This is a genomic window from Marinitoga hydrogenitolerans DSM 16785 (assembly GCF_900129175.1).
GTDB lineage: Bacteria > Thermotogota > Thermotogae > Petrotogales > Petrotogaceae > Marinitoga > Marinitoga hydrogenitolerans.
This window is the reverse complement of the sequence record NZ_FQUI01000001.1, coordinates 1-25,484: the sequence shown is the minus strand read 5'-3', so window position 1 is coordinate 25,484 and position 25,484 is coordinate 1. Positions and strand designations below refer to the sequence as shown.

Sequence of the window (25,484 nt, the reverse complement as noted above, 5' to 3'; positions counted from 1 at the left end):
TTAGGGGGCATTTTTAAACTTAATTATCAGAAATTACAGGTTTATAAATTACTAATTTTTGTCCAACAAAAATTAAATTTGGATTTTTAATGTTATTCCATTTTGCAATAGCATAAGGATTTACATTATACATTCTACCAAGTTTAAATAATGTATCTCCTGATTTCACATTATACATAACATCTGTTGCTACATACCAATTATTATCAACTTTAGCTTCAATTGTTTTGTGTTCCATAATATAATCAGCCATTAATTCAGAAACTTCCATCATAACTTCTTTTACGACAGGTTTTCCAGCAAACATTGAATAACCACCGCCGCCGCCAGCTCTGTAATTATTTAGTACAATTTCATATTCTTTATCCATCTCTACAGGTTTCCCTTCATATTCTAACCAAACAACTCTTTCACCAACAGGTTTAGAAACATCAATAATATAATTTATTCCTTCCCACATATCGTAATTGTAATGTCTTGGTTTAGGATCTACCCATGATTTATTCACATCAACTTTTCCATCATTATATACAAAATAATCTGCACTCTTTTCAATAGCGTCTTTTATGTCTTTTCCAGTTACTTTTAATACTTTTAATGTATTTGGATAAATATAAACTCCGTTAATATCTCTTAGTTTAATAGGACCAGATTTCCAGCCTTTAATATCATTATTAAATAAAGCAGTTGAAGAAATTTTTACACCAGAATATGTTTGTTGAACTTTATTAACAAATTCAATTAATGGATGATCAGCTAATCTTACTTTTAATGGATCATATACATAGAAATCTCCTTTAGCTGTTCCAACAGGTTGATCTAGCCATTTTTGAACTTTATCTTCATAATCTTGAACTAAATTTAAAACTTCTTGATCAGATTTTACAGTTTTTGAATCTAATAATTCGGCTTTTCGTGAAACGACTTTCCATTTACCGTCAGAATTATCAAGTGTTAATTCAATTCTTCCAACCTTTTTTCCCCAGCTACTTGGCATCGTAACAGCTATGTTATTATATACTCCAGCAATTGATCTGTGTTGATGACCCGTTACTATGGCGTCAATTCCAGGAACTTCAGTTAATAATCTATAGCCTTCATTTTCACCTGTTAATTCTTCTGTAGGTTCTCCTGTGTTTAAATCTCTTTCGAATCCTCCGTGGTAACCGACTATTAAAACATCAACTTTTTCTTGTTCTCTTAGTATTTTCACATATTTCATTGCAACATCAACAGGATCATAAAAGTCTAAATTTCTAATATTTTTTGGATCTTCCCAATTTGGAATGTATTTTGTAGTTAGGCCCAATATTCCGATTTTTATTCCTTTATAATCGAACACAGTATATGGTTTGAATATAGGCTTTCCTGTATCTCTATTCACTATATTTGCACTTAAGAAAGGGAAATTTGCTTCAGATACAGCTTTGTTTAATACCTTCATACCATAATTAAATTCATGATTACCTATAATTGAAGCACTATATCCTAAGTGATTCATAACTTTAACCATTGGATCGATAGGGCTATTATCGATTCTTGCATGATAATATTCAAGTGGAGTTCCTTGAATTAAATCACCAGTGTCGATTAACAAGACATTAGGGTTTTTTGCTTTTTCCATTTTATAAAATGTTGCAACTCTACCTAAACCAACATAATACGGTTTGTTTGTAGCGTAATTTACTGGGAAAATGTTACCGTGTAGATCGCTTGTGTGAAGAATTACGAGGCTCATTTGCTCTGCAAAAATCAATAAACCAATAAGTAAAATACTAAATAAAATAAAAAATCTTTTCATTCTTACACCCCCTGTTTTAAATTTTGGTGAATTAATTATACCACTTTTTACATAAATATGCAAAAATCATATTCAATATTCCATATAAACTTCATCATTTATAATATCAATGAAACTAAAGTGGATATTACCATTAATTTCAATTATTAAGATACTATGAGGAGTATTTTCTTTTGGAATAGAAACACTTCCCGGATTTATTATTATTAAATCTTCTTTTTTTTCAAATTTGGAAATATGTGTATGACCATGTATAAGATATTGACATTTAAATTTTTTTGCTAATAAAATAGAATCATCTAAATTAGGATCCCAACCATGAGTGAAGAAAAAATTATATGATCCATAACTTTCAACAGCATAAGGTGTGGTTTCTGGAATGTTTAATAATTTTAAGTCTATGGGAGAATCACAATTACCTGTTATAAAGGTTCTTTTTTTAAAGTTTTTCAAAATATTTGATAATTCCATAGGGTTATAACCATTTGGTAAAGGATTTCTTGGTCCATGGTATAAATAATCTCCAAGATGGATTACTCTGTCAACCTCGCTTAAATATTTATTAGCTCTTTTTAAATAAAATAAAGAGCCGTGTGTATCACTTATCACAGCAATCTTCATAGTTCACCTCCAAAAATTATAATATCTACACCTTAATTTTATCACAGGAATTTTATCAAAAACATTTTTTTTATAAAAAAAGAAAAATAAATATTTGTTAAAAAGTTAAATATTACATTTGATACAATATGAAAATATATGGTATAATTAAGAAAAATCAACTATTTGAGGGGGAAAAGGTATGGAACTTTTATTTTTAGGAACAGCAGCATCTGAAGGATTTCCAAATCCTTTTTGTTCATGTGAAAATTGTCAAAAAGCTAGAGAAGAGGGAAAGAAAAGCATTAGATTAAGGTCATCACTATTGATTGATAATGAAATATTAATTGACTTTGGACCGGATATTCTCTCTTCTGTGAATCGATTTGGTATGGAGTTATCAGATATAAAACATATTTTGATAACTCATGGGCATTCGGATCATCTTTTTTTTAAAAATTTTGAGTATAGAAATCCAATTTTTTCTGGGACATTTGATTTGTTACCTCATATTGACTTAATTGTTCCTGATAGATTAGGAGCAGTAATTAAAGAAAAGGTAGATCTTCCTAAAATTAGTTTAATGTCCGTTACTCCATTTGTTTCTTTACATTTGAATGGGTATATAGTTTACACATTAAAAGCAAAGCATACACCAGGATATGACGAAACACCTTTAAATTATATCGTTGAAAAAGATGGTGTAAAAATGCTATATGGCGTTGATTCGGGGAAATTTTTGGCAGAAAGTATTGAATATATAAAAAATGAAATAAAATACTTAGATATTGTAATTTTAGATGCGACAATGGGGTTTAATAAAAAGTATGAGTTTCATATGGGTTATGAAGAAGTATTAGAAACAAAAGAAATATTACAAAAAGAAGGCATTATTGATGATAAGTCGAAGATTGTAGTTACACACTTTTCACATTTGCATAATCCTGAACATACAGAATTGGAAAAAATATATGATAAACATAATATAATCGCAGCATTTGATGGGTTGAAGATAAAAAAATAGCCAGACTTTAATGTCTGGCTATTTTAATTGTTATTACTTAGAAATAGCAGTTTTAATTTTTTCAACAGCTTCTTTTAAAGCTTGAGCTGGTTCTAATTGACCATTGATAATTTGGCTTAAAGCATCACCCATTGGTCCCCATACGGATCCCATTTCTGGAACATTTGGCATAGGTTCTCCGCCAGCAGCACTTTTTACAAAAGCATCAACTATTTCTTTAGGAACAGGTCCGCCTTTTTCTTCAATGATCTTAGCAACATCTGTTCTTGCTGGTAATCTTGGATCTGCTAAATAGAATTCATATATTCCATCTTTTGTAGCTAAGTAATTAATTACAAATTCTTTTGCTAACGCTTTGTTTTCGCTTCTTGCATTAACCATTAAACCTTGAACACCAACAAATGGTTTTCCAAAATGACCATCTGATAATTCAAGTTCTGTTAAAGGTAATACGCCAAAATCAATACCAGCGTTTATATAGTCTTTTACAGCCCATGGCCCATTGATAATCATAGCAGCTAAACCATCTTTGAACATTGAATCCATTGTTCCGTAATTAGCACCTTGTGGAATTAAACCTTCATCAAAGAAAGATTTAATTAATTCAGCACCTTTAATTGCACCATCATTTGCTAAACCAATATTATTTACGTCATAACCATTTTCTTTTGTCCATTTAAATACATATCCACCATTTCCGGCGATAAAGCCATATGAGAAATAGAAATTTCCAGCATCATATACAAATCCTAAAGTTTCATCAGTTGTATATTCAGCAGCAACAGCTTTTAAATCTTCGATTGTTTTAGGAGCTTCCTCAACATAATCTTTATTGTATAATAAAGCAACAGCTTCAATTGCATAAGGAACACCGTATAATTTACCATTTACTGTGAAAGCGTTTAAACCTGATTGTGCGAATTTATCTGTTTCAATAGCAGAGAATGGAATTGAATCGATTAAACCATTTTCAACTAATTCTCCAACCCAGTCATGAGCACCAACAATAACATCAGGACCTTCACCAGCTTGTGCAGCTGTTAAAAATTTTGATTTAATATCACCAAAGTTAACTTGTTGTACTTCAACTAATATACCAGTATCTCTTGTAAATTTCTCTCCAAAAGTTTTCATGAAATCAACTTGTTTTTCTGAGCACCATACAACTATCTTGTTTGATGCAGCAAAAATAGAAGTAAATGCAAATAATACTAATAATGCTACTACCACAACTTTTTTCATCTTAAACCCTCCCTTAAATATTATTATAAAAAATTTGTTACAAAAAAATTATAACACAAAAATTATTATTTTTCTATTCTATTATTAGTTTTTATATATATTTTAAGCTTTTTATTTCTTTTTATTCGTAATTATGATTATAAATATTCATTTAATAACCAAATACGTTATATTTTGAGTAATTAGTTTATAATCTTTAAAATATAGATTATAAATTTCATCAGCGAATATGTTAGATTCAATTTCGAAAATAGCTTTACCATTAGAATAATTATAAGAGTATAATTTAAATAATGTTTTTATTTTATTAGTAATAGTTTCATATTCTTTATTTGTAATATCTAGCACAACAATCTCTATAGGTAATCCATTTGCTAAATAATCCATCCATGTTTTGAGTATTTTTTTAGCGAGTTTTTCTCCAGCAATTTCAGAAGCTTTTTTTACAGAAGTTTTAACTGCGGTTAATTTAGTAACATCTGAACCTCCAGATTCATCAGAGATACTTGCAATTAATTTTCCAGTAGATGTCCAGTAAGCTTTTAAAATTATTTTGCTTCTGGCGGTTTCTAAACCATAATAACTTCCAGAGTATTCTGCAGAAATTTGACCTGTAATTAAAATATCTAAACCTTCATTTGCTAGTTGTAAATTGTTGGATATTTCTTTTATTCTTGTTGAATCAAACAAGTTAAAACCCAGTTTTGATAATTCTGATTCAATAGAATTTTCAGAAATTCTATTTAAATCTTTATAGTGAGAAAAATTTTTTATTTTTACGCCTATTTTTGGTTTCTTCATTTGTTGGAGAATATAGAAAAAATCCTCATCACCTAAATTTTTAGAGACCTCATATTTTACTTTAACGGTATATATTCCATCACTTATATTTTTTTGTAAAATTTCAGAGCCTTTTATGAATCCATATGTTTTTGATAAAATAGTTTTATCCACTAATTTAAAATTTCTAACTATAGTTTGATTAAAAACTTTCATTCCAACAATATTCTGAAGAGCCTGAACTCTTGCATTACTTTCGGCCTCTTCAAGAGTTATACCTTTACCTTCAACGATAATTTCAGTAAAGTTTTCATTTGATGATGAAAAATATTCATATGGTTCTTGTTTAGGTTGAGTTGAACACGATATAAAAATTATAGATATGAAGAGTAATAGAAAAAGTAATTTTCTCATAATCATCCCCCTTTGTAATAATAAATTCCATTATCTTCTAAAATAATGTCTTCCATTATCAATATTGTTAAACGCTGTAATATAATTGAAGGGCTTTCATTAGTATAATATATGATTTTTTCAAATGATTCATAACCATTTATTATAGCTGCTATAATTTTTTTATCTAAGGGGTCTTCAATGTTAATAATTTTATTATTATTAATATTGAATAATTCTTTTAGGTGAGTTTCGGAAATAATAGGAATAGCACCATTAAATATAAGATTGTTAGTTCCCTCAGATGATTTTCTATTTATATCTCCTGGAACAGCATATACATCTATACCAGATTCAATAGCTAATCTTGCTGTTATTAATGATCCGCTTTTTTTAGCTGCTTCAATAACAATAATACTATTGCTTAAACCAACGATTATTCTGTTTCTTTCTGGAAATCTAAAAGGTTGGGCAGGGGTTCCTGGAGCGTATTCTGAAATTATACAACCATTGTTTTTTAATATATCATTATATAAAGTTGTATTTGAAACGGGATAGGGCTTATCAATTCCGCTTCCCAAAACAGCAATGGTATTTCCGCTTTTTAATGCTCCTTTGTGTGCAAAGGAATCAATGCCATAAGCCATTCCGCTAATTATAATATACTGTTTAGCTAATATTTCAGAAAAGGATAAAGCTATATTTTTCCCATAAGATGTATATTTCCTTGATCCTACAATTCCAATTCCTTTTTTATTCAATAAATCAGTATTTCCTTTAACATATAACACCAAAGGCGGGTTAAATATTCTTTTTAATGTTTCTGGATATTCTGGATCAAAATAAGTAATGATTTTAATTTCTTTTTTTTCTAATGAATCATAAAATTTATTTAATTGATTTTCATCTATTAATGGAATCTTTTTATTCTTTATATTTTTTATAATTTTTTCATTTGATTCTTTTAAAAACTCTTTCATCCATATTATACTATTTTGTACCATTTAAAACATCCTTTTTGTGCTCTTTAATTTCTTTAGTTAAAAAATAATTTAAAGTAGTTCTAATAGCTATTATAGTAACTAATTGTCCGAGGCCGTTCCATGTTGACGCAACTGTTGTTTTTATGATACTTGAACCAATTAAGAAACCCAACCCAAGTGAAAAAGAATGTCCTAATTCCAAGCGGCTTTCCCAAATGCTGTCTTCAGATTTTTTTCCAAATAAAACATCTTTTAAAAAAATAAAAAAACCTTTAAACATCCCGAAAACAATAACAACAACTGCCATAATATAAGATATGTCGGAAACATAAATAACAATCTTCTCAACAAAATGATGAATTTCCATTTTATCACCTCAGCATATTTTTACAATAATTTTACCATAAAAAATATAAAAATAAAAGGACAATCAAAGACGATTGTCCAAAAGTATATGAATTATAAATTAATAACTTCCAGATTTATGGGCATTTCTTTAGAACGATAAATTTTAAAATAAAAATTCATTAAATCTGGAAATTTTTTAAATCTTTTTGGTTCTCTTAACATTCTATAAAGCCATTCCAAACCAAAAATCTGGAAGATTTTTGGAGCTCTTGGGATTTTTCCAGATATAACATCAATACTTCCACCGATTCCCATAGCCATTTTTACATTTAATTTATGAATATTTTTATATATAAATTCTTCTTGTTTTGGAACTCCCATACCGACAAAAAGAATTTCAGCACCGCTATTGTTTATTTTATTTATCACTTCATCAGAATTTTCAAAATACCCATGATGTGTTCCTACGATATTAATATTTGGAAATGTTTTTTCCAGATGTTCTTTAGCTTTATCAGCAATTCCGGGTTGAGAACCTAATAAAAATATTTTATGTTCTTGCCACTCGCATATTTTCAACATAGTATCTATTCCGGGACATCTCTCAGTGGTATATCCCCATTTTTCTAGATATTTAACTACTCCTATACCATCAGGTATAGATATTGTAGCGTTTTGTAATTCATATTTATATTCATCATTTTTGAAATATTCTAAAAACATTAAAGCATTAAGAGTGACAACCCAAACTTTTTCATTTGAGTTTATTTTTCTTTTTATAAAATCCCACATTTCTTCTTTTTTCCCAGATAATAGTTTTAATCCAAATAACTGTATCATTTGAGTCACGCCATTCCCACCTTTTTTAATAAACGCTTCTATTTATTTTTTCTTTATCTTTACCTTAAATACCTAATAAATTACAATTAATGTGCTAAAATATAAATTGTGGAAATTTTAAAATCATCTATCAATTGTATATTTTACCATATTTCTGTCTTAAAATATTAATGTGAATGTTAAATTTAGAATAAAAATGGAGGTTGATTATATGGATAATAAAAAAAGTGCTATAGATATATTTATAGACAAAAGTTTTAAAGAAAGTATTCCAAGTGAGTTACCAGTAATTCCAACGAGAGCAAAATTGATTGTTTTTCCAAATTCAGTGATTCCTATGATAATTGGTAGAAAAAAGTCTGTTAAAGCGCTTGAAAAATCGCTTGAGGAATATAATAATTTACTTTTTTTTGTTTCCCAAAAAGAAATTGAACTGGAAGATGTCAATGTGGAAGATTTATTTAAAATAGGAACTGTTGGTAGAGTTGTTCAAATTGCCAAATTGCCTGATGGTGAATATAAAATTCTTGTTGAGGGATTAAAAAGAGCCGAAATAAAAAAAGTTTTAGAAGATGAAGAAATGTTCAGATTTGAAATAAAACCCCTTGAAAGAAAATATAAAACAACTAAAACATTAGAGGCTTTGGTAAGAAAGGTTAAAACGCTATTTGAAAAGTATATTAATTTGTCAAAAAAATTTCCACAAGAAGCTGTTATGGTATTTAAAGATGCAATGGATCCTGAAATTATAAGCGATTTAATTGCTTCTGTTTTACCATTAGAATTAGAAGAAAAACAAGAATTGTTAGAAGAGTTACATCCAAAAAAGAGATTAGAACTTGAATTAGAACTTTTAATGAGAGAAATTGAGTTGTTAGAAATAGAAGAGGTTTTGGAATCTAAAGTAAGAGAAAAGATTGAAAAAGGTCAAAAAGAATATTATCTAAGGGAAAAGTTAAAAGCAATTCAGGAAGAACTTTCTGGTGAAACAGACGAAGAAATAAAAGAAATAAGAGAAAAAATTGAAAGTTCAAAATTGCCTGATTATGTAAAAGAGAAAGCAGAATATGAACTTTCAAGGCTTGAAAAAATGTCACCATATTCTCCAGAAGCAAATGTTGTAAGAACATATTTAGATTGGATTATTAACCTTCCTTGGAACGAAAAAACAATAGATAGAATTGATATCAAAGAAGCAGAAAAGTTATTAAATAAAAACCATTACGGTTTGAAAGAGCCAAAAGAGAGAATTTTAGAATTTTTAGCCGTTCGAAAATTATCCGATAAACCAAAATCTCCTATTTTATGTTTTGTTGGTGCTCCGGGAGTTGGAAAAACATCACTAGGAAAATCTGTGGCAGAGGCTTTAGGTAGAAAATTTGGGAGAATATCACTTGGTGGAATGAGAGATGAAGCTGAAATAAGAGGGCATAGAAGAACATATGTTGGAGCAATGCCTGGAAGAATAATACAATTGATAAAAAGATTGGGGGTAAAAAATCCTGTCATTGTGTTAGATGAAATAGATAAATTAGGTATTTCATATCAAGGTGACCCATCTGCAGCTTTATTAGAGGTATTAGATCCAGAACAAAATAATAATTTTATTGATCATTATCTTGAAATTCCATTCGATTTATCAGAAGTAGTGTTTATTACAACAGCTAATGTATTACATACTATACCAACAGCTTTGAGAGATAGAATGGAGATTATTCATATATCTGGATATACAGATGCAGAAAAATATTACATAGCAAAAGATTATATTATTCCTAAATTATTAGAAGAGCATGGTTTAAATAAATCTCAAGTGAAAATAAGCAAAAATGCTCTTCAAAAAGTAATATCAGAGTATACAAGAGAAGCTGGAGTAAGGTCTTTAGAAAGAATATTAGCAAAATTAATGAGAAAAATAGCATTAAAAATTGCTGAAGGTGAAAAAACAATAAGTATTAAATTATCAGAAACAAAAGAACTTTTAGGTACTCCCCCATATTTTAAATCGAATAAACTGGAAAAACCAGAAATTGGAGTGGCTACAGGTATGGCATGGACGGCGTATGGTGGTGAAATTTTACAAGTTGAAACGCTTATCACTTCTGGTAAAGGGAAGGTAATTATAACAGGAAAGCTTGGAGATGTGATGAAAGAATCAGCACAAATAGCAGTAACTTTATCAAAATCGCTGATTGAAGAAATAGATAAGTCGTTGATAAAAAAATTTGAGACTTGTAATTTCCATATTCATGTTCCAGAAGGAGCTGTTCCTAAAGATGGCCCATCTGCTGGAGTTACTTTAACAATAGCTATTATATCTTCTATTTTAAAGAAACATATTAATAATGAAATAGCAATGACGGGAGAAATTACGTTAATGGGGAAAGTATTGCCTGTTGGTGGAATAAAAGAAAAATTATTATCAGCATTTAGAAGTGGAATAAAAGAGGTAATAATACCTAAAAATAATGAAAAGGATTTAGAAAAAATTCCAGAAGAAATATTAAAAAGAATAAAAGTTCATAAAGTAAGTAATATAAAGGAAGTGCTAAAAATAGCATTAATGGAGGAATAAGATATGTTTAATAAAGTTGAGTTAGTAAAAACAGTTTATAAAAAAGGGGAATATCCTTCACCTTTAAATGCAGAAATAGCTTTTGCAGGAAGATCAAATGTTGGCAAATCAAGTCTGCTTAACAAACTGTTTGGTATAAAGATAGCAAAGATAAGTTCAAATCCTGGAAAAACACGTTCTATTAATTTTTATAGCGTTAACAATAAAGGATATCTTGTAGATTTACCAGGGTATGGATTTGCAAATGTTTCAAAAGAAGAAAAGAAAAAGTGGGCGGAATTATTAGAGGATTATTTTGTTAATAGGTATTCATTGCAAATGATTTTTTTATTAATTGACCATAGGCATGAACCGCAAAAAAAAGATTTAGAAATGATTCAATGGTTAAGAGGATTAGAAATTCCATTTATGATTGTACTTACTAAATTGGATAAAGTAAAAAAGTCCGAAAGACAAAAGAAGTTGAGAATAATACAATCTGAGTTATCTAAATATGGGGATTATTTATATTTTCCCGTTTCTGCAAAAACTGGAGAAGGTATAGGAGCTTTAAAAAACGAAATAAGTAAATTTTTAAAATAATAATGGCTGCAAAGAGCAGCCATTATTATTTACATTCTGTACATAAGCCATATATCTTCAAATCAAAATCTTTAATTTCCATATTTTCATAAGGTAAAATACTTTTTAATTTTTCTATATCTAAATCCATCTTTATAGCTTTTCCGCAATTTTCACATATAAGCAATACTTTTGCCTCATCTGCAAACTCTTCGACTAATTCATATCTTGGGGGACCATCCTCGAAATCAATTTTTTTAATAATACCTATCTCTTCCAAAAGGTCAATACTTCTTTTAACTGTCATTTTACTGGTTTTATGATTTTTTCTCCTTCTGATATACATATAAACATCGTCTAAACTCATTAATTGTCCTTTTGATTCAATAAAAACTTTTAAAATCAACTCTCTTTGTGCGGTCATTCTTTGTTTTTTATCTCTGAGAACTTTTTTTAATATTTGTTGGGACATAGTGTAAAATCCGCCTCCTCGCTTTTTGATTCAATACAATACAATTCTACAGCAAAAAAAAAACTTTTTGATTTAAGGAGTATTAAAATTGTGTTCCCTTTTATTTAATTCAAATAGTGTGTATGTCTATTTTCCAACCAGTAATTTTTGCTGCAGCACGGGCATTTTGTCCACCTTTGCCTATAGCTAAAGAGAGTTGATTTTCTGGAACATTAACCATAGCAGTTTTATTTTTTTTATCTAATTTTATATTTAATACTTGTGCTGGAGCTAAAGCGTTTTTTATTAATTCTTCAATATTGTCAGACCATTTAATCACGTCAATTTTTTCTAAGTTTTTTAAATCTTCTAAAATTTGACTTATCCTAATGCCATTTTCTCCAATACAAGCACCAACGGGATCTATTTTAGGGTCTTCGGAGTATACAGCTATTTTGCTTCTAATACCAGGTTCTCTATATATTTTTTTAATTTTTACTATGCCATCTTCAATTTCAGGAATATTCATTTTAAATAATTCTTCTACAAACTCAGGAGAGCTTCTTGTAACTAAAATTTTTGGACCTTTTGTAGTTTTTTGTATACTTTTTATATATACTTTTATTATGTCACCAGAATATAAAGATTCATTAGGAATCCATTCTTTTTTAGGTAATTTAGTTTCTAATTTTCCTATTCTTATATCTGCATATTCAAAGGTTACTAATAATACTTCAGCAGTTGTGATTTTTCCTTCAAGTGGTGAGTATTTATGGTATAAATTTTCTTTTTCAATCTCTCTTATGCTTTGTTTGATAACCTGTTTAGCAGTTTGAGCTGCAATTCTTTTAAATTCTTTTTTAGGATTAATTTTCTTTTTAATAAAATCACCGATTTGTACTTTGGATTTTATTTTTTTAGCATCTTCTAAAGTAATTTCTTCACCTTCATTTTCTACACTTTCCACAACTTTTAATATTTGATATATAGAAATTTCCCCATGGTTTTTATCAACAATAACTTCAACATTTTCCATTTCATAATTATTTTTATAAGCTTTTTCTATAGCTTTTTCTATAATCTCTAATAATACTTCTTTTTTTATATCCTTTTCTCTTTCTAATTCTTCTAAAGCTTCAATTAAAACAACGTTCATATAATCACCTCCAAATTATAAATCTAATTCTAAATTTGCTCTAAGTATTTTATTATAGGGGACTTTCAATACTTTTCCGCCATCTTTTTCCTTTATTAATATATTATTTCCTTCAATTTTAGTTATATAGCCTTTTATAACTGTTCTATTTTCAATGCGCTCTCTTAAAATTATTTTTGCTAATTTTCCCTTAAATCTAATATAATCGTTTATTCCTCTTAAAGGTCTATCTAATCCTGGAGAACTAACAATTAAATCATAAGAAGAATCTATCAGATCTTTCTCATCCAAATAAGCTTCTATTTTTTTGGAAAAATTTTCACATTCATCAATTCCAACATATCCATCTAGTTTGTCAATAATTATTTCCAATTTTAATTTTCTTCTTATTTTTTTTAAATTAATATCAAATATTTCTAAATTCATATCTTTAGCTATTTTACAAGCTTTTTCTCTTATCAGGTCTTTAATGTTATCCATAAAAGTACACCCCCTTTGTTAATAAAAGAGAGTTCGAGGGCTTAGCCCTCGAACATCTTAAAGATTTATTTCAATGGGATTATATCACAAAAATTTTATAAAATCAATAGTTTTTTTTGGAAATTACAAAATTAAAAACCTCTTTTTCAAAGGTTACAATATCCTTTTTTGAAGTGATAATTTTTTTATTTTCGTTTTTTATATTTTCTCCAAAAACATTAGAAAGAATTTTTTTAGAGGTAGAACTTGCATTCATTTCAATTTCTGAAATAGCTCTTAAAAGGTTTCTTCTATTTTTATCAAATATATCAAAGGTCCCACCTTTTATCATCTGCTCAATAATATTTCTTGTAATACCAATACTTTTTGCTCTTTTTATAAAATTTTCAAAAGAAGTATATTTACCTTTATTTTGAATATCTTCAAAAATTTTTTTCTCTGCGAATTCACCAACACCTTTAATAATACGTAAAGGTAAAATAATCGTTTTATTTTTATAATCTCCAAATGGAATGTTTATATTTGGGAGGATAATATTAATATTCATCATGTTTATTTCTTTAAAAATTTCAAAAGAAAAACCTTTGTATTTTATATATTCTAAATAAAATCTTTCTGGTTGTGTGCTTTTAATTTCAGCGAGCCAATAACTCAAATGAGCATAAGCGACACTATGAGATTTATTAAAAGCATATTGTGAGAAATTCTCAATTTTTTTATATAAAACCTTTGCTTCGTTTTCGCCAATTTTTTTTGATGCATTTAAGATAAATTTTTCTTTTAAGATTTCAATTTTTTCTATATTTTTTTTGGAAATTGCTTTTCTGAAATTGTCTGATTCATATGGAGATAAATTACCTAATTTTTGAGCTAAGTACATAACCTGTTCCTGAAAAATAATGACTCCTTTTGTTTCAGGAAGAAGTTTTTTTAAATATTCTTTACTGCTACCATCTAAATATTCGTCAAACATACCGGAATTTAGTGGCCCTGGCCTATTTAATGCAAGTAAAATATAAAGTTCTTCAAAAGTTTGAGGATTTAATTTTTTCGCTAAAATTTTAGCTGATTTTGATTCAAGTTGAAATATACCTTCAGTTAATCCTTTTGATATAATATTAAAAACCTTTTTATTGTTTAAATTTATAAAATAATCTTTTGAATATTTAAAATCAAATTTTTTTAATAACGAAAGAGTGTCTAGAGATAACAAATCAAATTTTTCTATACCTATTTCTTTTAATTCTTCCATTTCCCAAATAGTAACAGGAATATTTTTAGAAAACTCAAGAGGAATGTATTCTTTTAAATTTTTGTCTGATAATATTATTCCAGCTGCATGAACTGATTCAGCAGTTTCTAATCCTTCAAGATAAAATGCTAAAGTATAATAGTCTTTCAATTTATCATTTTTATATAATTTCATATTTTCTATGGATCTAATTGGTTTTTTAAATTTGTTAGAATAATCTAGATTTAGTATTTCTTTAATTTTTTTGAATACACTCTTATATTTCATTCTAACATATGTTCTAACCTGAGCAATGTCGAATTCTTTTGATAACTCATTAATAATAATATCTCTTTTTTCTGATTCTACATCGAGATCTATATCTGGAAGTTCTTGTCTTGAAAGATTCAAAAATCTTTCAAAATATAAATTATATTTTATAGGATCTATAAGCGTAATTCCAAGTAAATATACAACAAGAGAGCCTACAGCAGAACCTCTACCTGGGCCAATTAAACTTCCATTTTTTTTTGCGATATCAACAATTTTTTTTACTGTTAAAATATAGTCGGAGACATTTAATTTTCTTATAACTTCCAATTCGTTTTTTAATCTTAATACGTAATTATCTGGTAATTTGCTTATTGTGGGTAAAATATTTTCATATAACTTTTTAAATCCCCCAATTTTCGGTATTCCAACAAAAAAATTTTTTATATCATATTCAAAATTTGTTTTTAGAATATATTTATAGATATTTTTATTTATATAATTTTCTATTCCTGAATTTTTCTTTATATAGTCTCCATCAATATCATTAAGTAATTCTGAAAATCTTTTTGTAGGATATACAATTTTGTTGAAAATATTTTTTTTATCAAAAAAATGTAAATTTTCGTTTAATCCGTTATAGATTTTAACAATTTTTTTTAATTCAGAAGAATTTTTTGGCAAAAATACTTTATCTTTCATTTCAAAAAAGATTATGGGTTTTAACTTGTAATATTTACATAATTTAATAAAGCTTATCCAGGACTTTGGGTGAGACTCTATTATTGCTATACCATCATAATTATATTTTTTTGCTAAAGGAATTAAATCTCTTATTTGGATATACGATTTCCCTATTGATTTTGAGGTTACAACAGGTCCTAAAATCTTCAAAATAATCACCTCAGAAAAAACACATTTTTAAATATTATAACATAAAAAGCGCCGAAATTCGGCGCTTTTTATATGTAAGAGTTATATTGCTCTTTTAACTTTACCTGCTTTTAAACAACTTGTACAAACATTCATTCTTTTTACTGTTCCATCTTCTAAAACAACTTTAACTTTTTGAATATTTGGTTTCCACCATCTTCTTGTAGTAACTTTTGAATGAGCAACACTATTACCAGCTGTTGGTCTTTTACCACACACTTCACAAACTCTAGCCATTTCAATCATCCTCCTATATTATTTAATTTTATTATTAATTACTTTATCTAACAATATTTAATTTTGTAATCATTAGAGACCATCTATATTATATACATAAAGATGAATTTAATATTTAAAAAAGGTTAATTTTATTCATCAGATTCAATTAATTTTTCTTCATCTTCAAACTTCATTGGTTTGACGATAGGGTAAGCAATGACATCTCTAATAGTTTCAGCATTTGTAAGGAACATAACAAACCTATCAATTCCTATACCTAATCCTCCTGTTGGTGGTAAACCATATTCTAAAGCTCTGATAAAATCTAAATCCATCATTTGAGCTTCTTCGTCACCTTTTTCTTTTAATTCAACCTGTTTTTTAAATCGATTTAATTGATCTACAGGGTCGTTTAATTCACTAAAAGCATTAGCCATTTCTCTTCCATATATGATTAATTCAAATCTTTCTGTAACTCTTGGATCTTCTCTATGCCTTTTAGCTAAAGGCGATATTTCAACAGGATGTTCTAATACAAAGGTGGGTTGAACAATTTTATCTTCTACTAATGACCATAATTCATCTATATAATGACCTTTGTCTGCAACCTGGATTTCAACACCGTTTTTTTCTAAAACTTCAACTAATTTATCATCAGGATCTTCTAATATATCGACATTTAAATGCTCTTTGATGAAATCTCTCATCTTTACTCTTTTAAAAGGAGGTTTAAAATCTATTTCAACCCCTTGATAATTAATTTTTGTAGTTCCATGAATTTTTTCAACGACATAAGATAAAACATCTTCTGTAATTTTCATCATATCTGTGTAATCGGCATATGCTTGATAAAGTTCTATCATTGTGAATTCAGGGTTGTGTTTGTATGATACGCCTTCATTTCTGAAATTTTTTCCAATTTCATATATTTTTTCCATACCACCAACGACTAATCTTTTTAGATATAATTCTGGAGCTATTCTTAAATACATATCAGTATCATAAACGTTTAAATGTGTAACAAAGGGTCTGGCATTAGCACCGCCTAAAATAGGATGTAAAGTGGGAGTTTCAACTTCAATAAATCCTTTGGAATTTAAGAATTCTCTAATATATCTAATGGCCTTAAATCTTATAACGAAAGTTTTTAAGCTATCATCATTTGCAATCATATCAACATATCTTTGTCTATATTTAACTTCCTTATCTTTTAAACCATGCCATTTTTCTGGCAATGGTCTTAAAGCTTTTGAAAGTATTTCGAAGTCGAGTATTAATAAAGTTAGTTCACCAGTATGAGTTTTAAAAGGAAACCCTTCAATTCCAACCCAATCTCCAATATCCATATATTTTTTAAATTCATCAAATTTCCCGTCGGCAACTTTATCTTTTCTTATATAAGCTTGAATTCTTCCAGTGTCATCTTTTAAAACAATAAAAGCAGATTTTCCATGTTTCCTTATAGACATTACCCTTCCTGCAAATTTAAATACATCATTTTCTAATAATTCACCATCAGAAATATTATTGTATTTTTCTTTGATTTCTTCAACTTTCATATCTTTTTCAAATCGATAAGGATATGGATTTCTTCCTTCTTTTCTAATTTCTTCAATTAATTTTAGTCTTTGTTCTCGTAAATCGCTCAAATCAAGCACCTCCATATTTTAATATAGCTAAAATTTCAAGTTCTCTTTCTTTGTTTGATGGTGTTTTAAATTTAATTTTATCACCAATTCTCTTTTTTAATAAAGCTTTACCAATAGGGGATTCAGAACTAATTTTTTTAGGATTCGAAAAAATATCAGCTTCTTGAGAATTAACTATTTTATATGTTTCTTCGATATTCTTTTTTAAATCTTTAACTATAACAGTATTTCCAAGATTAATTTCCTCGTTATTACTTTCCGATTCATCAATAACTTCAGCATTTTCCAAAATATAATCAATTTCTTTGATTCTTGAATCAATCTTACCCTGTTCATTTTTTGCTTCTTCATATTCACTGTTTTCTGATAAATCACCTAACTCTCTGGCTTCTTTTATTCTTTCAGCAATCTCTGTCATCAATTTATTTTTTAATGCTTCTTTTTCTTTTATTAAATTTTCATATCCTTCTCTGGTTAATTGGATTTTTTCACCTGGAACCATGTTTAAACCTCCTTAGTTTTTAAATCATTTATTATTTTTATAAAATGATCAAGATCGCCAAATTCTTTATATACAGATGCAAATCTAACATACGCAACATGATCTATTTTTTTTAATTCATTCATAATCATATCACCAATTTTAACACTTTCAATTTCAGAGGATCCCATTTTTCTTATTTTTTCTTCAATTTCAGCTGCGAGGTTTTCAATTTGTTCATAACTTATAGACCTTTTATGACAGGCTTTAATTAAACCATTTAATATTTTTTGTCTATCGAAAAGTTCTCTTTGTCCGTTCTTTTTAATGATAAAAATTTTATGAGTTTCATATCTTTCATATGTTGTAAATCTGCTATTACATTTTAAACATTCTCTTCTTCTACGAGTTACTGTACCTTCTGCAATTGTTCTTGAATCTAATACTCTTGTCTCATCATGCCCGCAATAAGGACATTTCATAAATTTTCACCTCTTTTAATTTCATTTGCAATTTTTTCTAATTTTTTAATTTTATAATATAACGTTGATTTAGACATATTTAAATTTTCTGCCATTTCACTTAAGCTTTCGCTTTCATTATCAAGACGATATAAAGCAATTTCTTTTAATTCGTCCGGTAAATTTTCTAATATACCTTTATCTAGTAGGATCTTTATATGAGCAATTTGTTTCGAAGCACTTTCAGCAGTTTTAGTAGCATTAGCTGAAATAAAATTAAATGTTCGCGATACATTGCTTTTTAATTCGCGAACTTTAATTATGTTCGATATTTTATCTACAGAATTATGAGCGCCGATTAATTCCAAAGTGTTTAAAATATCTTTGGATGATTTTATGTATATTTTTATTTTATTATTTTTTGTTATATAATTAGCTTTGATTCCTATAAGATTTTGTAAATTTTTTATTATTTTTTGTGCAAATTGTTCTGTGAAATCAGAAAAAATTTCAAAATGGTAGTTTTTAGTAATGGAAACAGAACCGCAACTTAAAAATAATCCCCTTACAAAAATACCAAATAAATATGGATCTGAAGATATATAATCAGGAATATTATCAGAAAAAATATCAATATTTTTATCTTTAAAAACAATTTTTGCATGCATCAAATTAAAATAGAGTTCCCCCATTCTCCCTAATTTCAATCTTTTTTCAATTTTTATATATGTGGTTATCCATTCTTCAAATAATTCTTTAGATAATTTATAAACTCTTTTTAAAGTGGTCATAGAAGGTATAGATAACTTTAGAAAATGTTGATCACCGTCAATTACAAAACTTCCTTTTCCTTTTATAAAACCAAATAATTCTACCTCAGGATAATCAATTTTTGAATTAACTAATTCTAATTTAACATCTTCAGAAAAATTTGGCATGTTTATCACCTGTCAATATCTCTATGATATATAGAAACATTATAATCATGACTTTTTAACAAATCGAATAATTTTTCAGCAACATAAACGGATCTGTGTTTTCCACCGGTGCAACCGATTCCTACATTTATCGATACTCTTCCTGTTAAAGAGTACCATTTATGTATTTTGACCATTAGATCAAAAATGGATTTTACCGTATCTTTTGATTCTTCAAAATGTTCTAAATATTCAATTATTTCTTTATTCTTTCCAGTTAATACAAACAATTCTTTTATATAATAAGGATTAGGTAAAAATCGTACATCAAACAAATAATCTAAGTCATTTGGTGGAGAGTATTTAAATCCAAAACTTATTATTTTAATTTTTGTGGTATTTACAGATTTTTCATCTAAAATTTCAAATATTTTTTCTCTGAATTTTGACGGTTCTAAATTTGTTGTATCGATAATAAAGTCAGATATTTCTTTTATAGGGTTCATTAATTCAATTTCTCTTTCAATAGCATCATCTAAACTTAAAATCATATCTTGTAAAGGATGTCCTCTTCTTGATTTCATAAATCGTATTTTTATTGTTTCTATTGAAGAATCTAAAAAAATAACTTTAAAAGAAATATTAAGGTTTTTAAAATGTTTTCTGATTTTAAGTATTTCTAATTTTAATTCTTTAGCTTTTTTCCATCTAATATCACTGACAAAAGCAATATTTTCAATGTCAGAACTATTTAAAAGCATTATCAAAAATTCTTCTATTAAATGAGGAGGAATATTATCTATAGTATAATATTTTATGTCTTCCAATATTTTTAAAATGGTAGTTTTACCAGCACCGGATAAACCTGTAATTAATAAAACATTTCTTTTTTTTACCATGAAATCACTCCAGTTTCCCCAAAAACTAAGGTAGAATATTGCACTTTATAATTGTTCCTTCCTAATATTCTTTCTGAATTATGTATAAATTTATATTTATCACCTGATACAAAAAAATGTATTTTAGGAGGTGATGAAATAACAGATAAATATGATTTTAATGATTCTACAATTCCATCAGCAGGATCTATTATTTTTCCCTTAACGGATTTTTTAATATGCTTTTCCAATATGGGATAATGAGTACATCCTAAGATGATTTTATCATATTCTTTTTGATTTTTTAAATAAAAATTTACAATAGATTCAGCGATAGGTCCATGCCAGATACCTTCTTCAATTAGAGGTACAAATAATGGGCAGGGAATCTCAGTTAATTTTGTTTTTTTTGTAACTAGAAGTTCCCTATATGTTCCGGTTTTTACAGTATTTTCCGTAGCGAGAAGTAGAACTTTTTCTTTTTTATCAATTTGGGAAATTGCATTTTTTAATATGCTAATATATCTAAAATTATATATGCTCATATCAATATAATCTCTTAAAATTATGGAATCTGAAGTATTACATGCAGAGACAACAATATCTATTCCAAGATTATCATAAAATTGGAATAATTCTTTTAAAATATTTATAATTTTTTTAATAGGTTTAGAACCGTAAGGAACATTTAAGGTATCTCCGAAATAAAAATATTGGTGGCCTTTAAAGGTATTGACCACCTTTTTCAAAACGGTTAAACCACCTATTCCAGAATCAAAAAAACCTATTTTCATCTTTACACCACCAACATTATCCTTTATTATGGGAGACAGTAGAGGCTTTATTTATTAATTCTTTTAGCCCGTTTTTTAATTCTAATTTTTCCAGGTTTTCATTTAATAAAAGGTATAGCAAAACATGAACAATATCCGGATTGTTCATTTTAGAATATATTTCTTCGACATTATCTTTTATTGTTTCTAAGATTTTTGTGACAATCTCTTCAGGTTCGTCAGTAATAAAATCATATTTTTTCCCCATTAAGTCAAAATATATATGTTTTTGTATCCTGTCTCCCATAAAAATGCACCGCCTATTATATTACCATTTTGGTTCTTCTTGTGAGAGTTCTTCAGTATTATCGGTTTCGCTTGTTATAGCTTCTTTTGTTATAGCTTCTTCAGAATTTTCTTCTCCTAAAATTTCTTTTAATTTGTAATTAATCTCCCGAATATATTTTTCCATTTCTTCTTCATTCTTTTTAAATTCTTCAATTTGAGTTTTTAACATATCTCTTTCTCTTGTGAGATTTTCATATTCACCATAAAGTTCTTCATTTTCTTTTTTTAAAGCATCTCTTTCTTCTTTAACTTTGTTATACTTTTCAGTAAGATTATTTATGATGCTTTCGAGTTCTTTTAAAAGTTCCATTTTCATACCCCCTTAATTATTATTCAATATTTTTTTCTATAAAAAAACTAAAATTCCCTTTTAATTATATCATAAAAATTTCCATAAATCACAAATCTGTGTTATAATATTCTAAGAAAAAAATATTTGGAGGTGAAGTTATTATGAATTTTCATAGTATAACAAATTTTTTGTTTTTTGGGCCACCGGAAACAGCTGCACCACAAACAACTACAGCTGCAGGTGCGACAACTACAGCAGGTAGTATATGGGGATTGTTGTTCCCGTTTGTTTTAATATTTGGGTTAATGTATTTTTTAATTATAATGCCACAGAAAAAGCAAGAGAAAAAGCATAGAGATATGCTTTCAAAATTGAAGAAAGATGATAAAATTTTAACTCAATCTGGGATAATAGGAAAAATAGTGAATATTAATAATGATTTTGTTAGAATAAGAACTGCAGATAGAACAGAATTGGATATTACAAAAAGTTCTATAGTAGCTATATTATCAAAATCAAATAAAGAAGAAAATAAAAAAGAAATCAAAAAAGAAGAAAATAAAAAGTAATTTTCAAGGGGGTTGGTTTTGTGAAAGCACACAAAGTTAGAGTAATCATTTCTGTAGTAGTTATACTAACAGCATTATTGATGTTTTTCTGGCCTTCAAAAACAGCTAGTGAAAATACAGGAGTTTTTAAGTATTTTTCGAATATTAAACTTGGATTAGACATTAAAGGCGGTAGTATGTTAGAATATAACATGAAATTAGATGAAGGAACAGATCCAAATGAAATTATCGACAATGTAATTTTAGTATTAAGAAAAAGATTAGATGCTGCAGGATATACAGAAGCTGTTGTATCAAAAGTTGTTAGCGGTAATAAAATAAGAGTTCGAGTTGAAATTCCTGGTATTACAGATATAGAAACTGCTGAAAAGTTAATAGGTAGTAGAGGAAAGCTCTTTTTTGCAGAAGTTATTGAGGTGCAGACATCTGATGTAAAGCCTACAGTAAAAAGAAATAAATATGTTATTATAAATGGTAAGGAAGAACCTTTATATGATTATGTAAGAGATATGTATGATGAAACAACATGGTATAAAATTAAAAGATATTTTACTTTTGGAAAAGAACCATTTGAGTTTACAGGGGAAAAAGTTATTGATGCAAACGCTGATATAAATACAAAGAATAAAGGTTTTGTGGTTAATTTAAAATTTGGATCTCAAGGAAGCAGAGAATTTGAATTAATTACAGGTAATTTAGTAGGAAAGAGATTAGCTATAATTCTAGATAATAGGGTTATTATAGCTCCAACTGTTAATCAAAAGATAACCAGTACTTCAGCTGTAATAGAAGGGATTCAAACTATAGAAGAAGCAAGAAATGTTGCAGCTTTAATAAAAGCAGGTAATTTACCAGTTGACTTAGTAAAATTCCAGGAAAGAACTACAGGTCCAACATTGGGTAGAGATGTTGTTGAAACTATAGTAAAAGCAGGATTATTAGGGTTAGTTGTTGTTATGATTTATATGATAATTTTTTATGGTTGGATGGGAGTTATTGCTGATATTGCATTATTGTTTAATTCTATATTATTATTAGGGGTTTTAGCAGGTACCAATGCTATTTTGACATTACCTGGTTTAGCCGGTATTATTTTAACCTTTGGAACAACGGTGGATGGAAACGTAATTATTTATGAAAGAATTAAAGAAGAGTTAAGGCATGGAAGGCCTCCTTTAACAGCCGTAAGATTTGGGTTTGATAAAGCATTTTGGACATTATTTGATGCAAATTTAACTACAGTATTGGCTGGTGTAGTGCTTTATTATTTTGCAACAGGTACAGTAAGAGGTTTTGCAATTACGTTAATTATTGGTGTGTTAGGTAGTATGTTTACAAATCTTGTTGTATCAAGATCTATACTTGAATCCACAAGCCATCTAATTAATGTGAAAAAATATCAAAAAACGGCTGTAGAGGAGGGGAAATAATGATAGATTTTGTTGGAAAGAGAAAGGTTTTTATTCTTTTATCTTTACTTTTAATACTTTCTAGTTTGATATTTGTTTTTACAAAAGGATTTAATTTAGGTGTTGATTTTGCCGGTGGAACAGAATTTGTTATATCTTCAAATAAAGAAGTAAGTATTAATGAAATTAGAAGTATTTTGACTTCCATAAAATCAGAATATGCTACAGCCAAAATAGCAAAATTAAAAAATTTAAATGTTGAAGATTCAGAATTGTTCCAATATTCAGTTGTTTTAAAGGAATCGTTATCAGGGTCAACAGCTTTAAAAGAAGAATTGATTAAAACCATGAAACAAAAATTCGCTGAAAAAGATATTACTATAGATTTTTTAGAATTTAATGATGTTTCAGGTTATGCAGCAGAAGAAATTAAATCATATGCATGGTATGCTGTAATTATTTCATTAATTTTATTATTAGCCTATATTACTTTAAGATTCAAATTTTCTTTTGGAGTAGGTGCAATTTTAGCATTGGCACATGATATTATTATTACAATGGGATTTTATTCATTATTTGGAATTGAAATTAACGTTGCTGCTGTTGCTGCATTTTTAACTTTAGCCGGTTATTCTCTAAATGATACAATTGTTGTATATGATAAAATAAGGGAGAATATGAAAAAACTAAGAGGTAAAAAGAATATAGAAGAAATAGTAAATACGAGTATTAATGAAGTTATCGTTAGATCATTGAATACATCAATAACAACATTTTTAGTAATACTTCCAATTTTAATTTGGGGTGGAAAAGCAATAGCGCCTTTTGCTTTTGGATTGGCTGTTGGTGTTGTAGTAGGTACTTATTCATCACTTTATATTGCAAGTCCAATTGTTATTGGATGGATAAAAAGATCAAGAGTATATTAAAAATATATAAAATTCCCGAAAAAAAAACTCACATAACAGGAATTTTAATAATAAAAAGAGGGCAAAGCCCTCTTTTTATTATACATTATCTTAGTAATTGTAAAACCTGTTGAGGTAATTGGTTAGCTTGAGATAGCATAGCAGTACCAGATTGCATAAGAATTTGTTGTCTTGTATAATCAGCCATAACTTTGGCCATATCAGCGTCCCTAATTCTTGATTCAGCAGCAGTTAAGTTTTCAGAAGCAACACCTAAGTTCTTAATTGTATGTTCAAGTCTGTTCTGTGCAGCACCTAACTTTGACCTAAATGCTGATACTTTATATACAGCTGCATCAATAGCACTTATAGCAAATTCTGCATCACTTTGTGAATTGATTTTTACACCTGTTGTAATACCAATATCATCAGCTTTCATGCTTTCAAAACCGATATTAATAACTTGCCCTGCATTAGCACCAATATGATAATTTAAAGGATTAACACCTGTAGCACCTGCAGTTACTTGTCCAAATACCGCTATAGCACCACCGTCTACTTTTGTCCCTTTTGCCAATGTTCCACCAAAATCATCAATTGAAGCAATCTGGTTAATATCCCAAGTAATACTTACTGCAGCACTACCAACTGTAACAGAAATTGATCCAGCTTCAACATTTGTAGTCCACGAAGAAGAGCCACCAGCTGTTATTAGAGTTGCTTTTACTTCTAAAGTACTTGCAGCAGAACCAGTAAATTGCCCAACCTCTATAATGATATTTCCATTAGCCAAAGTAGTACCTGTTTTCCCAACTGCAAAATGAGCGGAACCAGGAGAAACGATTTTAGCATCTGCTTTTCTTGTTTCTTTTAATGAACCATCTAATAAATTCTTTGTGTTAAATTGTGTTG

Annotated in this window: 27 protein-coding genes; 6 read left to right on the top strand and 21 right to left on the bottom strand. The window is 27.9% G+C overall.

Annotated elements, in window-relative coordinates:
* Window positions 1-19 precede the first annotated feature (19 nt).
* On the bottom strand, window positions 20-1,801 hold the full coding sequence (locus BUA62_RS00135; protein ID WP_072862147.1) for a 5'-nucleotidase C-terminal domain-containing protein: 1,782 nt from the start codon (window positions 1,799-1,801) through the stop codon (window positions 20-22).
* A gap of 72 nt (window positions 1,802-1,873) precedes the next feature.
* Window positions 1,874-2,422: a phosphodiesterase gene (gene yfcE, locus BUA62_RS00130; protein WP_072862145.1), complete on the bottom strand. Its 549-nt coding sequence runs from the start codon at window positions 2,420-2,422 to the stop codon at window positions 1,874-1,876.
* 181 nt (window positions 2,423-2,603) lie between these two features.
* Here yfcE and BUA62_RS00125 point away from each other — a divergent pair, with 181 nt between their 5' ends.
* Window positions 2,604-3,425, top strand: a complete 822-nt coding sequence (locus BUA62_RS00125) for an MBL fold metallo-hydrolase (RefSeq protein WP_072862143.1) — start codon at window positions 2,604-2,606, stop codon at window positions 3,423-3,425.
* A gap of 33 nt (window positions 3,426-3,458) precedes the next feature.
* Here BUA62_RS00125 and malE read toward each other — a convergent pair whose 3' ends face one another.
* From malE to BUA62_RS00100, 5 genes are all read right to left on the bottom strand, one after another.
* Entirely contained in the window at window positions 3,459-4,667 is a 1,209-nt protein-coding gene (malE, locus tag BUA62_RS00120) for a maltose/maltodextrin ABC transporter substrate-binding protein MalE (RefSeq protein WP_072862141.1), read from the bottom strand.
* A gap of 147 nt (window positions 4,668-4,814) precedes the next feature.
* The gene (locus tag BUA62_RS00115) at window positions 4,815-5,861 is read right to left on the bottom strand and encodes a hypothetical protein (RefSeq protein ID WP_072862139.1); all 1,047 of its coding nucleotides are present in this window, start codon (window positions 5,859-5,861) and stop codon (window positions 4,815-4,817) included.
* 2 nt (window positions 5,862-5,863) lie between these two features.
* The gene (dprA, locus tag BUA62_RS00110) at window positions 5,864-6,844 is read right to left on the bottom strand and encodes a DNA-processing protein DprA (RefSeq protein WP_072862137.1); all 981 of its coding nucleotides are present in this window, start codon (window positions 6,842-6,844) and stop codon (window positions 5,864-5,866) included.
* The gene (locus tag BUA62_RS00105; RefSeq protein WP_072862135.1) at window positions 6,831-7,190 is read right to left on the bottom strand and encodes a DUF1622 domain-containing protein; all 360 of its coding nucleotides are present in this window, start codon (window positions 7,188-7,190) and stop codon (window positions 6,831-6,833) included. Before BUA62_RS00105 ends, dprA begins: the two co-directional genes overlap by 14 nt.
* A gap of 92 nt (window positions 7,191-7,282) precedes the next feature.
* Window positions 7,283-8,011: a WecB/TagA/CpsF family glycosyltransferase gene (locus BUA62_RS00100; protein WP_072862406.1), complete on the bottom strand. Its 729-nt coding sequence runs from the start codon at window positions 8,009-8,011 to the stop codon at window positions 7,283-7,285.
* 211 nt (window positions 8,012-8,222) lie between these two features.
* Here BUA62_RS00100 and lon point away from each other — a divergent pair, with 211 nt between their 5' ends.
* Both lon and yihA read left to right on the top strand, forming a co-directional pair.
* The gene (gene lon, locus BUA62_RS00095; protein WP_143148294.1) at window positions 8,223-10,586 is read left to right on the top strand and encodes an endopeptidase La; all 2,364 of its coding nucleotides are present in this window, start codon (window positions 8,223-8,225) and stop codon (window positions 10,584-10,586) included.
* 3 nt (window positions 10,587-10,589) lie between these two features.
* Window positions 10,590-11,168, top strand: coding sequence for a ribosome biogenesis GTP-binding protein YihA/YsxC (gene yihA, locus BUA62_RS00090; protein WP_072862131.1), 579 nt, complete (start codon window positions 10,590-10,592; stop codon window positions 11,166-11,168).
* Between the two features lie 25 nt (window positions 11,169-11,193).
* On the opposite strand, the gene BUA62_RS00085 is transcribed toward yihA, so the two are convergent.
* From BUA62_RS00085 to BUA62_RS00025, 13 genes are all read right to left on the bottom strand, one after another.
* Window positions 11,194-11,619 carry a Fur family transcriptional regulator gene (locus BUA62_RS00085; protein WP_072862129.1) on the bottom strand — a complete coding sequence of 142 codons (426 nt, stop codon included), beginning with the start codon at window positions 11,617-11,619 and terminating at the stop codon, window positions 11,194-11,196.
* A gap of 109 nt (window positions 11,620-11,728) precedes the next feature.
* On the bottom strand, window positions 11,729-12,754 hold the full coding sequence (gene nusA / locus BUA62_RS00080; RefSeq protein WP_072862128.1) for a transcription termination factor NusA: 1,026 nt from the start codon (window positions 12,752-12,754) through the stop codon (window positions 11,729-11,731).
* 15 nt (window positions 12,755-12,769) lie between these two features.
* Window positions 12,770-13,234 (bottom strand): ribosome maturation factor RimP, encoded by a 465-nt coding sequence (locus BUA62_RS00075; protein WP_072862126.1) that lies wholly within the window; start codon window positions 13,232-13,234, stop codon window positions 12,770-12,772.
* 103 nt (window positions 13,235-13,337) lie between these two features.
* A complete protein-coding gene (locus BUA62_RS00070; protein ID WP_072862124.1) occupies window positions 13,338-15,629 on the bottom strand; it encodes a helix-hairpin-helix domain-containing protein in 2,292 nt (763 codons plus the stop codon).
* 81 nt (window positions 15,630-15,710) lie between these two features.
* Complete coding sequence (rpmB, locus tag BUA62_RS00065) at window positions 15,711-15,905, bottom strand: 50S ribosomal protein L28 (protein ID WP_072862122.1); 195 nt, start codon at window positions 15,903-15,905, stop codon at window positions 15,711-15,713.
* A 131-nt stretch (window positions 15,906-16,036) separates the two neighbouring features.
* On the bottom strand, window positions 16,037-17,551 hold the full coding sequence (lysS, locus tag BUA62_RS00060; protein WP_072862120.1) for a lysine--tRNA ligase: 1,515 nt from the start codon (window positions 17,549-17,551) through the stop codon (window positions 16,037-16,039).
* Entirely contained in the window at window positions 17,538-18,038 is a 501-nt protein-coding gene (gene greA / locus BUA62_RS00055; RefSeq protein WP_072862118.1) for a transcription elongation factor GreA, read from the bottom strand. The genes lysS and greA overlap by 14 nt, the downstream gene beginning before the upstream one ends.
* Before the next feature lie 2 nt (window positions 18,039-18,040).
* Window positions 18,041-18,499 carry a transcriptional regulator NrdR gene (gene nrdR, locus BUA62_RS00050; protein ID WP_072862116.1) on the bottom strand — a complete coding sequence of 153 codons (459 nt, stop codon included), beginning with the start codon at window positions 18,497-18,499 and terminating at the stop codon, window positions 18,041-18,043.
* Window positions 18,496-19,416, bottom strand: coding sequence for a DNA-binding protein WhiA (whiA, locus tag BUA62_RS00045; RefSeq protein ID WP_072862114.1), 921 nt, complete (start codon window positions 19,414-19,416; stop codon window positions 18,496-18,498). Before whiA ends, nrdR begins: the two co-directional genes overlap by 4 nt.
* 5 nt (window positions 19,417-19,421) lie before the next feature.
* The gene (gene rapZ / locus BUA62_RS00040) at window positions 19,422-20,294 is read right to left on the bottom strand and encodes an RNase adapter RapZ (RefSeq protein WP_072862112.1); all 873 of its coding nucleotides are present in this window, start codon (window positions 20,292-20,294) and stop codon (window positions 19,422-19,424) included.
* Window positions 20,288-21,067, bottom strand: coding sequence for a glutamate racemase (gene murI / locus BUA62_RS00035; RefSeq protein WP_072862110.1), 780 nt, complete (start codon window positions 21,065-21,067; stop codon window positions 20,288-20,290). Before murI ends, rapZ begins: the two co-directional genes overlap by 7 nt.
* Before the next feature lie 16 nt (window positions 21,068-21,083).
* A complete protein-coding gene (locus BUA62_RS00030) occupies window positions 21,084-21,353 on the bottom strand; it encodes a hypothetical protein (protein WP_072862108.1) in 270 nt (89 codons plus the stop codon).
* Between the two features lie 21 nt (window positions 21,354-21,374).
* Window positions 21,375-21,704: a hypothetical protein gene (locus tag BUA62_RS00025; RefSeq protein ID WP_072862105.1), complete on the bottom strand. Its 330-nt coding sequence runs from the start codon at window positions 21,702-21,704 to the stop codon at window positions 21,375-21,377.
* A gap of 143 nt (window positions 21,705-21,847) precedes the next feature.
* On the opposite strand from BUA62_RS00025, the gene yajC reads away from it, so the two are divergent.
* From yajC to secF, 3 genes are read left to right on the top strand one after another with little or no spacing between them, the layout of a single operon-like run.
* Window positions 21,848-22,255: a preprotein translocase subunit YajC gene (yajC, locus tag BUA62_RS00020; protein WP_072862102.1), complete on the top strand. Its 408-nt coding sequence runs from the start codon at window positions 21,848-21,850 to the stop codon at window positions 22,253-22,255.
* 20 nt (window positions 22,256-22,275) lie between these two features.
* A complete protein-coding gene (gene secD, locus BUA62_RS00015) occupies window positions 22,276-23,685 on the top strand; it encodes a protein translocase subunit SecD (protein WP_072862099.1) in 1,410 nt (469 codons plus the stop codon).
* Window positions 23,685-24,593 carry a protein translocase subunit SecF gene (gene secF / locus BUA62_RS00010; protein ID WP_072862097.1) on the top strand — a complete coding sequence of 303 codons (909 nt, stop codon included), beginning with the start codon at window positions 23,685-23,687 and terminating at the stop codon, window positions 24,591-24,593. The genes secD and secF overlap by 1 nt, the downstream gene beginning before the upstream one ends.
* An 85-nt stretch (window positions 24,594-24,678) precedes the next feature.
* Here secF and BUA62_RS00005 read toward each other — a convergent pair.
* On the bottom strand, window positions 24,679-25,484 hold an 806-nt coding region (locus BUA62_RS00005; RefSeq protein ID WP_072862094.1), incomplete at its 5' end, for a flagellin.

Coding starts and splice junctions, on each gene's coding strand:
- secF (WP_072862097.1), top strand. CDS start 23,685: ATGATAGATTTTGTTGGAAAGAGAAAGGTTTTTATTCTTTTATCTTTA.
- nrdR (WP_072862116.1), bottom strand. CDS start 18,499: ATGAAATGTCCTTATTGCGGGCATGATGAGACAAGAGTATTAGATTCA.
- malE (WP_072862141.1), bottom strand. CDS start 4,667: ATGAAAAAAGTTGTGGTAGTAGCATTATTAGTATTATTTGCATTTACT.
- BUA62_RS00115 (WP_072862139.1), bottom strand. CDS start 5,861: ATGAGAAAATTACTTTTTCTATTACTCTTCATATCTATAATTTTTATA.
- BUA62_RS00085 (WP_072862129.1), bottom strand. CDS start 11,619: ATGTCCCAACAAATATTAAAAAAAGTTCTCAGAGATAAAAAACAAAGA.
- BUA62_RS00100 (WP_072862406.1), bottom strand. CDS start 8,011: ATGATACAGTTATTTGGATTAAAACTATTATCTGGGAAAAAAGAAGAA.
- yajC (WP_072862102.1), top strand. CDS start 21,848: ATGAATTTTCATAGTATAACAAATTTTTTGTTTTTTGGGCCACCGGAA.
- rpmB (WP_072862122.1), bottom strand. CDS start 15,905: ATGGCTAGAGTTTGTGAAGTGTGTGGTAAAAGACCAACAGCTGGTAAT.
- rapZ (WP_072862112.1), bottom strand. CDS start 20,294: ATGGTAAAAAAAAGAAATGTTTTATTAATTACAGGTTTATCCGGTGCT.
- nusA (WP_072862128.1), bottom strand. CDS start 12,754: ATGAACGTTGTTTTAATTGAAGCTTTAGAAGAATTAGAAAGAGAAAAG.
- lon (WP_143148294.1), top strand. CDS start 8,223: ATGGATAATAAAAAAAGTGCTATAGATATATTTATAGACAAAAGTTTT.
- greA (WP_072862118.1), bottom strand. CDS start 18,038: ATGGTTCCAGGTGAAAAAATCCAATTAACCAGAGAAGGATATGAAAAT.
- BUA62_RS00105 (WP_072862135.1), bottom strand. CDS start 7,190: ATGGAAATTCATCATTTTGTTGAGAAGATTGTTATTTATGTTTCCGAC.
- murI (WP_072862110.1), bottom strand. CDS start 21,067: ATGAAAATAGGTTTTTTTGATTCTGGAATAGGTGGTTTAACCGTTTTG.
- BUA62_RS00075 (WP_072862126.1), bottom strand. CDS start 13,234: ATGGATAACATTAAAGACCTGATAAGAGAAAAAGCTTGTAAAATAGCT.
- BUA62_RS00030 (WP_072862108.1), bottom strand. CDS start 21,353: ATGGGAGACAGGATACAAAAACATATATATTTTGACTTAATGGGGAAA.
- BUA62_RS00025 (WP_072862105.1), bottom strand. CDS start 21,704: ATGGAACTTTTAAAAGAACTCGAAAGCATCATAAATAATCTTACTGAA.
- yihA (WP_072862131.1), top strand. CDS start 10,590: ATGTTTAATAAAGTTGAGTTAGTAAAAACAGTTTATAAAAAAGGGGAA.
- lysS (WP_072862120.1), bottom strand. CDS start 17,551: ATGGAGGTGCTTGATTTGAGCGATTTACGAGAACAAAGACTAAAATTA.
- BUA62_RS00135 (WP_072862147.1), bottom strand. CDS start 1,801: ATGAAAAGATTTTTTATTTTATTTAGTATTTTACTTATTGGTTTATTG.
- yfcE (WP_072862145.1), bottom strand. CDS start 2,422: ATGAAGATTGCTGTGATAAGTGATACACACGGCTCTTTATTTTATTTA.
- dprA (WP_072862137.1), bottom strand. CDS start 6,844: ATGGTACAAAATAGTATAATATGGATGAAAGAGTTTTTAAAAGAATCA.
- BUA62_RS00125 (WP_072862143.1), top strand. CDS start 2,604: ATGGAACTTTTATTTTTAGGAACAGCAGCATCTGAAGGATTTCCAAAT.
- whiA (WP_072862114.1), bottom strand. CDS start 19,416: ATGCCAAATTTTTCTGAAGATGTTAAATTAGAATTAGTTAATTCAAAA.